At 60.5% G+C, this 8599-nt stretch carries 7 protein-coding genes; 1 reads left to right on the forward strand and 6 read right to left on the reverse strand.

Going from position 1 to position 8599, the window contains the following annotated elements; genetic code table 11:
• The 3 genes from I8N66_RS31810 to I8N66_RS31820 all read right to left on the reverse strand — a co-directional run.
• Window positions 1-2386: efflux RND transporter permease subunit (locus I8N66_RS31810; RefSeq protein ID WP_291162733.1), on the reverse strand; the 2386-nt coding region annotated here is incomplete at its 3' end.
• A 27-nt stretch (window positions 2387-2413) separates the two neighbouring features.
• Entirely contained in the window at window positions 2414-3553 is a 1140-nt protein-coding gene (locus I8N66_RS31815) for an efflux RND transporter periplasmic adaptor subunit (RefSeq protein WP_291162748.1), read from the reverse strand.
• Between the two features lie 63 nt (window positions 3554-3616).
• Window positions 3617-4225 carry a TetR family transcriptional regulator gene (locus I8N66_RS31820; RefSeq protein WP_291162736.1) on the reverse strand — a complete coding sequence of 203 codons (609 nt, stop codon included), beginning with the start codon at window positions 4223-4225 and terminating at the stop codon, window positions 3617-3619.
• A 759-nt stretch (window positions 4226-4984) separates the two neighbouring features.
• Between I8N66_RS31820 and I8N66_RS31825 the strand changes: the two genes are divergently transcribed.
• Window positions 4985-5569, forward strand: coding sequence for a hypothetical protein (locus I8N66_RS31825; RefSeq protein WP_291162739.1), 585 nt, complete (start codon window positions 4985-4987; stop codon window positions 5567-5569).
• Window positions 5570-5898: 329 nt separating this feature from the next.
• Here I8N66_RS31825 and I8N66_RS31830 read toward each other — a convergent pair whose 3' ends face one another.
• The 3 genes from I8N66_RS31830 to I8N66_RS31840 all read right to left on the reverse strand — a co-directional run.
• Window positions 5899-6309 (reverse strand): hypothetical protein, encoded by a 411-nt coding sequence (locus tag I8N66_RS31830; protein WP_291162741.1) that lies wholly within the window; start codon window positions 6307-6309, stop codon window positions 5899-5901.
• Window positions 6310-6391: 82 nt separating this feature from the next.
• Entirely contained in the window at window positions 6392-6745 is a 354-nt protein-coding gene (locus tag I8N66_RS31835) for a hypothetical protein (protein ID WP_291162743.1), read from the reverse strand.
• Window positions 6746-6984: 239 nt separating this feature from the next.
• Window positions 6985-8599, reverse strand: a 1615-nt coding sequence (locus I8N66_RS31840) for an AAA family ATPase (RefSeq protein WP_291162745.1), incomplete at its 5' end; no start/stop codon positions are given.

Consider the following 8599-nt stretch of genomic DNA (forward strand, 5'->3'; position numbering starts at 1 on the left):
CCTTGGCCACCTGCGAAAGCGGAACGAAGCCACCGAAGTCCGTGGGAATGTAGATGGAGTCGACCGAACTCAGGAGCTTGCGGCTGTCCGTCGGCTCGCGTGCAACGATCGCAACCGTTTCTTCGCCGTCACGGAAATTGTCGAGCGGGGCGCCGGTGACGCTCGCCTGCAGCATCTGGCGGATGCGCTGCGAGGTGACGCCGAGCGCACGGGCGCGATCCTGGTCGATCACCAGCTTCATGCCCGGGACCGGCTCCAGCCAGTCGTCGTGAACGGCGCCGAGAAGCGGGTTCTCGTGGAACTTTGCCTTCACCCGGTCGGCGATGCGCCTGACCTCATCGCGGTCCGGTCCCATGATGCGCATCTGCACAGGCCAGCCGGTCGGCGGGCCCAGGAACAGGCGATCGACCTTTGCGCGGATCGACGGGAAGTCGGCGGCGAGGATCGCACGCATCTTGGCGATCAGCCGTTCGCGTGCCGCTTCGTCCTTGGCCATCACGAGGAGCTGGGCGAAGTTCGGATTGCGCAGTTGCTGGTCGAGCGGCAGGAAGAAGCGCGGAGCGCCCTCGCCGATGTAGGTGGCGATGAAGCGCTTGTCCTCGTCGTCCATCATGCGGGCTTCGAGTGCCTTGGCCTGCTTTTCGACCTCCTTGATGCTGGTGCCCTCGGGCAGCCACAGATCGACGAGGATCTCCGGCCGCGATGACTGCGGGAAGAAGTTCTTCGGAATGGACTGGAAGGCCCAGAGGCTGACGAGGAAGAGGGCGAGCGTCGTCGAAAGAACGATGATGCGATGACGCACGGCCCAGGCGACCGTCGACCTGAGGTGACGATAGAAGCGTGTATCGAAGACATCGTGGTGGTTGCCGGCATGGCTGCGCTGCTTGAGCAGCATATTGCCGAGCCAGGGGGTGAAGTAGACGGCAACGAACCAGGAAACGACAAGCGCGATGCCGACCACATAGAAGAGCGAACGCACATATTCGCCGGCGGTCGAGGCCGCAAAGCCGACGGGAATGAAGCCTGCGGTGGTGATCAGCGTCCCGGTCAGCATCGGGAAGGCGGTCGAGGTATAGGCGAAGCTCGCGGCCTCGACCTTGACGAGCCCTTCCTCCAGCTTCCTCTCCATCATCTCGACGACGATCATGGCGTCGTCGACCAGCAGTCCGAGCGCGATGATCAGCGCGCCGAGCGAAATCCGCTGCAGGTCGATGCCAAGCTCGTACATGATGGCGAATGTCGCAGCCAGCACCAGCGGAATGGTGATCGCGATCACCAGACCCGAACGCCAGCCGATTGACAGGAACGAGACCACGAGCACGATCGCCAGCGCCTCGCCGAGCGCCTTCATAAACTCGCCGACTGCTTCCTTGACCACTTCCGGCTGGTTGGAAATCTGGTCGACCTTTACGCCGTAGGGCAAGGACGCCTCGAAGCGCTGATAGGTCTCCTCCACCGCCTTGCCGACGTCCGTCACCTTGAAGCCCTTGGCCATGACGACGCCGATCTGCACGCTGTCCTGGCCGTTGAAGCGGAACTTGCGCGAATAGGGATCCTCGAGCCCCGAGGTGACCCTGGCGATATCGCCGAGACGGGTGACCTGGCCGCCGGCGCGAAGCCGAAGGTTCTTCAGATCCTCGACCTTGTCCAGACCGCCTTCGACGGAGATGCGCACCGAGCGGGTGCCGGTGTCGACGGAACCTGCAGGGTCGATATTGTTCTGGCCGGCGATGGTGCTGCGCAGATCGTTGAGCGTCAGGCTGCGTTCGGCGAGCACCTTCGAGGAAACGTCGACAAAGATCTTCTGCGGCTGGTCGCCGATGATGACAGCCTTTTCGACGCCCGGCGTGGTCAGCAGCATGTCGCGCGCCTGGATCGCGAACTTCTTCAGTTCCGGATAGCTGTAGCCTTCCCCGCTCAGCGAATTGAGCGTGATGAACGTGTCGCCGAACTCGTCGTTGAAATAGGGGCCGAGCAAGCCTTCGGGCAGCTCGCCGGAGATGTCGCCGACCTTCTTGCGGACCTGATAGAAGGCATCCGCCACCTGCTCTGCGTTGGTGTCGCCTTCGACCTGCAGCGTGATGATCGCGCTGCCGGCGCGGGTATAGGAGCGCACGAAATCGAGATGCGGCGTTTCCTGCAGCTTGCGCTCGATCTTGTTGACCACCTGGTCCTGCATTTCCTCGATCGAGGCGCCTGGCCAGAAGGCCTGGACGACCATGACGCGGAAGGTGAAGTCCGGGTCTTCCTTCTGCCCCATGCGCATCAGGCCGAAGACACCGGCAAGAATGATGAGGCCGAAAAGGAACCGCGCCATGCTCGGATGCGCAATCGCCCAGCGCGAAAGGTTGAAGGGCCGTTTTTCTTCGGCAGAGTAGGTCCTCATCGGCTCGGTTCCGCAATCCTGGTGACGTCAGCGCACGACGGTTTCGGCAGCGGCAGCAGCCTGGTGCGTCGTATCGCTGGAGATGGTCACCTTGAGGTCGTCCGTCATGAACTGCGTTCCGGCGGCAACAACGAGATCGCCGACATTGAGGCCTTCGGTGACCCGGACGCCATCGGCGGTGAAGTCTGCAAGCGTGACCGGGCGGCTGCGAACCGTTTCGGTACCGCGGTCGACGACCCAGACGATCGGATAGCCGTCCTTCTCCGCCAGCGCGCTCAAGGGCACCGAGACGAGCGACGCACCATTGCCTGCCGAAGCTTCGATGGTGGCGGTCATGCCGAGCAGAACCCGCGGGTCGTTCGGCAGGCTGACGCGCACCGAGAAGGTGCGCGATTGCTGGTCGGCGCTACCGGCGACTTCGCGCACGGTGCCGTCGAGCGACAAGCCCGCATCGGACCAGATCCCGACCTTGACCGGCAATCCGGCCCTGAAGTTGCTGATTTCCGTTTCGGGTACTGCGACCTGAACTTCCTTTTCGCCTTCGACGGCGACCGTGGCGACGGGCGTGCCCGAGCCGACGACCTGGCCGACATCGGCGTTGATCGAAGTCACGATGCCCGGCCGGTCAGCAGCGAGGCTCGTATAGACGACCTGGTTCTGCGCCTGCGACAGTGCCGACTTTGCAGCATCACGTGTGGCGACCGCCTGGTTGTAGCTCAGCACCGCCTGGTCAAACTGGGCCTGCGAGGCGAATTTCCGGGCAAGCAGTTGCTTGGCGCGGTCACGCACAAGCTCGACCGTCTCGACCTGACGCTCGGCCGCATCCAGATTGGCGGAAGCGCTGCGCACCGCAAGTTCGTAGTCGGTCGGGTCGACGCGAGCGAGAAGATCGCCGACATTGACGCGATCTCCAACATTGACGACGCGCTCGACGATCTTGCCGCTGACGCGGAAGCCGAGGTTCATCTCGGTCCGCGCCCGAACGGCGCCGGAATAGCTGAGCTGGCGCACGTTGTCGGCCTGGGCGATCTCGATGACCTTGACCGGCCGCACGATCTGAGAGGTTTCGGACTGTTCTTCCGAGCAGCCGGCGAGCGTCGCCGAAAGGGTCGAGATCAGCGCAATGGTGGCAATGAATGAAATACGGCGGCGAAATTCAATTGGCATAAACATAGTCGCACTCCTGAAAATAGGCCGACGCCGCCCTTGGCTGCGCCGGAAGCAGTCCGGCTAGACCTTCAGTCCCTTGATCGCGAATTCGACCAGCTCTTCCGGTGCGGCGCGGTTTGCCTTGCTGAGACACTGCGCAACCATTTGCGGATGACAGAGCGTGACTGTCGCCGCACCGAAACAGCGCGACGCCGCATCGGCGTCCTGTTCGGGAAATTCGCCGGCAGCGATGCCTTCGCGAATGACGTCGGCGAGAAGCGCATCCAGCCTGTCGATATGCTTGTCGATGACGTGCCATTCGCGTTCGATGGCAACGACCACCATTTCATGCACTTTCGTGTCGTCGAGCATGAGCTCGACGGTCATCTGATGCTGCGCGTGAACGTAACGGCGCAACCGCTCGGTCGCGCTCAGCGGCAAGGCGCAGATTTCCTTGGCCATCTGGTAACTGGCCGCGAGCATGCGGCCGCAGAGCGCCTGATGGATTTCCGTTTTCGAGGCAAAGAACCGGTAGATATTGGCCGGCGACATGCCGAGTTCCTTGGCGATATCGGCAACATTGGTCTTGCTGTAGCCGAAATGCCGGAACAGCCGCTCGGCGGCGTCGAGAATCCGCGTGATGTTGTCCTGCCGCGTCTGATCCACGACGATATCGTTGTTCACCGGCATTTCTTGCCTTTCGATTTACGACTGACGAATTTCGTATTTCGTTAGTCGTAAATCGAAATGGGACAATGGTCAACGGAGGAGTCCGTTCCAATGATCACGATTTGTGTTAGGAGCAACCAGGTTTGGCTCTTGGCAGCGAGAATGGACTCGACAGCAAGCCAAAATGGCTCTCACCGATTTTTCGCGCCGTTTCGGGCACTTAGCCACCGCCTGGAGTTTCAGTTCAGGCGGCGCTCAAAGAAACGAACTTTGCGGCGCCGTGCTTCAGTTCGCCGATACGAGGCCTCGCATTCGGCTGCGCATTTAGAGTTCGTTCAGCATATGGCAGGCCGCGCCCCGGCACCGATGCCCATCGGCGAAACGAGGTCTGGATCTCTTCGACGACCTGACCGGGGTATCACCTGCCAGTATCCGGTTAGTGGCAGGCCCCGATAGAACTTCCGATCGCAGAAGCGCCTCCGCGACGCGCTTCACGTCGTCCCTGCGTTCGCGGATAATCTCCTCCGCTCGCGCAAGTTCCTCCGAGAGCAGTCGCCCCACTCGCCTTCTCAGAACGGGATCGCCTGCGCGAAGCTGGTCGAGATCCCGAGAACGGGACATGCGGGTGTATCCGAGCCCGTACACGCCGTGACCGCCCACCAGGACGGTGGCGATGTCGGTTGCCCGATGAAGAACGGATCGCCGGTCCTCGCGAGCGGAAGATATGGAGCGCACCTTTTTATCTGCGATATTATTGGTAGAGCCAGATGGAGCGGCGCGATGTCAGATCAGAATGGTGAAAATGGTACTTGCCAGAAATTCGGTACATGGAAGCAGTCGTACAGCTTCGAAGCTGTTGTCGCGTTGTCTGGATATCGGAACGTCGTGTCGACGAACTCACCGCCCAAGATTTACATCCACGACGGGCCTACGGATGGCGCGGTTGTCGTCAACGGTATGGCCGAATACCTCATTTCGGAGAATGGGCTCTCCGATGATGAGAGCGAGAAATCCCGTCAGATTCTTGAGAGACTGGTCGCCCTTGGTGATTGGGCGGCTGTTGAGATCGTGGAGCGGCGACATCGTGATGACGAAAGAGCTCTGAGTGGCTACCATCAGATTAAGCCGCGCTTGACCGTGCCCCAGATGTTGATCTTGCGTTTTGTAAGGCAAAACCCAGGGTCGGCTCTTGTAGCAATCTCCGCCGCCACTGGCATGGCTTCTGTCGAGGTCGGCCTGGCCATAGATCATCTCTTGGAGAATGGGATCTTGGAACGTTTGGCAGACGGTGGGAAACTGACCCTGAGCGCCGCAGAGCTGCGGCGATATCAGAATGCACTTACTGAGTTAAAAGGCGGGGTGTGAAGTCGATTAACGATCGAGGACATGAAACGTGCTACTTCGCAGCAGTGACGGGAACAGCTTGGGCGCGTTCCTCTTAACGATCTTCGGCGCAGCGGGGCACAGCACTAACAAATGATCCCGGAGCGTACATAGTTGCCAGGGACGCAATGTTGGAACGTGTGGAGGTTGGCCGCAACCTTCGCCGCGCAGTCGGTCACCGAGATCGGCTCGCCCGCCTCTCGCAAGATCTCCAAGACGGCTTGGCGCTTGTTTACGCCATTCATGGCCGCTTTAACCTCGAACGACGACGGCTTGGCCCTTCGAAAGCGGTTACGCGTGGTACGGTGAGATCACATGAGCGTGCGCAGGAGCTGTAGCAGATTCGTCGATTGGCCTACACCTTCGTTGGGGGCGAGTCTTGCTTCTGGAACCTGAGGGTATCGATCAGCGATCGCTTGCAGATCGCGTTTCACTTGCACATCGAGGAGACTTTGAAATCCTGCGGCCGACGGATTTTGAGAATTGTCGGACCGACGTCGCGCTCGAACGCGAACCTCAATAATGTAGTCCCTCTCGCTGGCATCGACTTGCTCGGACTTGACCTTTCCCGTGACTGAAAAAACGCGAGTCTGCATTCCGGCACGTGGCCTGTCTCCCGCCTTAGGGATTGTGCGGCTCTTCCCTTCCTGCGCCGAGACACTCTTGCGAGTTCTTTTCTCGAAGGTCTTGACGATTTGGTTGGCTCGCTCGGCGTCGCTCATGGGTTTTCCCTCTATGGATTTCATCAATAAGGGTCTGTCCTGCGGATGCACTCGTCAACAGCCCACGTCGCGCAGGCAGAGTTTATCGCCCCAGCGTCTTGGTAGTCGAGTGATCCGCTGGGTCGCCTGGAGTGGTGTTGGTCTCTGACTGTGCGACCGGATCGATTTCGTCGGAGACATCCGGCGCTACGGTCGGGTAGATTAATTGCTCGGGTATGAGTGAGCCTGAAACAAGCAACTCTTTGGTCGAACCCAATTTGTAGTCGAGCCGTCCGTCAGCGGATGCCAACAACAATCTGATATCCGGCGCTGTTTCAAGCACTCCGTCGACCACCTCGCCGACAAGCTTTTCCGAGAGTATGAGGCCGTATCGGGATTCCGCAGCAAAGATGGTCTGGTGAAACAGGTCCGTGAAGGCTACTGCGTTCTCTTTCAACGAATATTGTCTGGGGCGGTGCCCGACTCCTCGGAGGGCCGCTTCTTCAACGCCTCCCTAGGTTTCCCTTGCGACACTCTCTTGCGCCCAACCTTGGCGGGCTCGAAGCCCGATTTCGAGAGCGCTTCGCCAAACGTCTCACCGTCACCAACCGTGTTGCCGATGGGTGGGACGTCGCCGCCTTTGCCCGCGTCAGTATCTCGACCCGCTGACATGCCATCCTCCGAATACGAGATCCGCTATCGTACTTGCATAATGCGCGCGACTTCAGCACCGGGTAGCAGCTCGCGCTCCAGGACTTCTTCTGCGACGCGAAATACAACTGTCCTGCGGTCCTGGACCATCTGCTCTGCGCGCGCCAATTCCTCCGCAAGCAGCCGCTCCACCCTACGTCGCAAAACCGGATCACTTCGACGGAGCTCATCAAGTTCTCGGGCACTGGACACGCTCGTGAAACCGAGCGACTGAACGCCGTGGGCGGCAATTAGGATAGTTGCGAGGTCGGAAGCTCGGTGAAGATCCGAACCTTCCATCCCGCCAGAGCCGTCATAGCAGGTATTGAGGAGGACCCGCTCGGCGGCCCTTCCCGCGAGAACCATTGCGATTTCGTCTCGATAGGCCTGCAGCGTTCTATTGCGCACGGCTGGTCTGCGCCATTCAACGTGAGCGATGCTGCCGTCGCGATGTCCGGCCTGGCGAGCGACGACAATCGCTTCGACTTCACCGATACCGAGAGCAAGTCCAACGATCGCGTGCCCGGCTTCGTGGATGCACACAGGCCATCGTTCCCTCCTATCGAACGGTGCACGGGGTGGTACAATCGCGAGGAAGTCGGAGCCTGACACTGGTCGGCTTTGCCTCCTTGCGATACGGCGCGCGTCCCGGACAAGCTGACGCAAAGCAGCGCCCGAGTAGCCCCCGGTGGCGAGCGCGATCGTCCTCAACTCGTTGGCTGGTAGCGCGAAACCGACGTGGGCAGAAAGGATCTGTTCCCGAGCCTCCCGGTCAGGCATCTCGACGGCGATGTGTCGGTCGAGGCGGCCGGGGCGAAGTAGGGCCTCATCGATGTCGTCAGGTCTGTTCGTCGCCGCGATCACCACGACACCTTCACGACCATTGGCGCCGTCCAGAAGTTCGAGAAGCGCGTTGATCACTTGAAGCCCATAGGACGCATGGTCCCCCCTCAGGAGCTTGCGTGAGCCAAAGGAGTCGAACTCGTCCAAAAAGAGGATTGCCGGGGCGACATCGATCGCATTGCGGAACGTCGTTCGCATCGCCTTCAGCATGTCACCGAGATGGCCACGCGCCTGCCACTGCGCGCTCGATGCCGCTAGAAAGGCGACGCCACATGATCTCGCGACTGCACTCGCAAACAAGGTTTTGCCGCACCCTGGCGGGCCGCTTAACAGCAACCCGGCATCGACGTCACTCCAGGAAATGGAGCCATCCCGCCACGCGGAGATGTCGTCAACGAGATTCAGCGCCCACTCCGTGGCCTTGCCGTACCCCGCAAGCTCCTCCACCCGTGGCTCCCAGGCGGAGGTCGGTTTCTCCGCTACCGAAGCCGCGAGCTTCTGCAGTGTGACTTCGATGGGCCGTGAATGCCGGATCGCGGCAAACAGAAGCGACGGCAGAAATTCGACAAGCGCGTCCGCCTGCTCTCTTGTGATGTTCAAGTCCGTCACCGCCCTTGCGGCAGCGAGAAGATGATAGGCCTTGAAGGTCCCCACTTCGACCATGTGGTCGAGCGAGAGACTGACCTCCGGCGGCAGTTCAGTGCCGTGTTCGATGAGAACAATCGTGAGCGCAACGAATGGCCCACGGCTTTCGTGATTGACTAAATAGGTTTCTGGC

The sequence above is a fragment of the Ensifer sp. SSB1 genome (assembly GCF_016652895.1).
Taxonomy (GTDB): Bacteria; Pseudomonadota; Alphaproteobacteria; order Rhizobiales; family Rhizobiaceae; genus Ensifer.

Bases quoted from the DNA above. Each gene is read 5' to 3' on its own strand.
- I8N66_RS31820 (WP_291162736.1), bottom strand. From the start codon at position 4,225: ATGCCGGTGAACAACGATATCGTCGTGGATCAGACGCGGCAGGACAAC.
- I8N66_RS31830 (WP_291162741.1), bottom strand. From the start codon at position 6,309: ATGAGCGACGCCGAGCGAGCCAACCAAATCGTCAAGACCTTCGAGAAA.
- I8N66_RS31815 (WP_291162748.1), bottom strand. From the start codon at position 3,553: ATGCCAATTGAATTTCGCCGCCGTATTTCATTCATTGCCACCATTGCG.
- I8N66_RS31825 (WP_291162739.1), top strand. From the start codon at position 4,985: ATGTCAGATCAGAATGGTGAAAATGGTACTTGCCAGAAATTCGGTACA.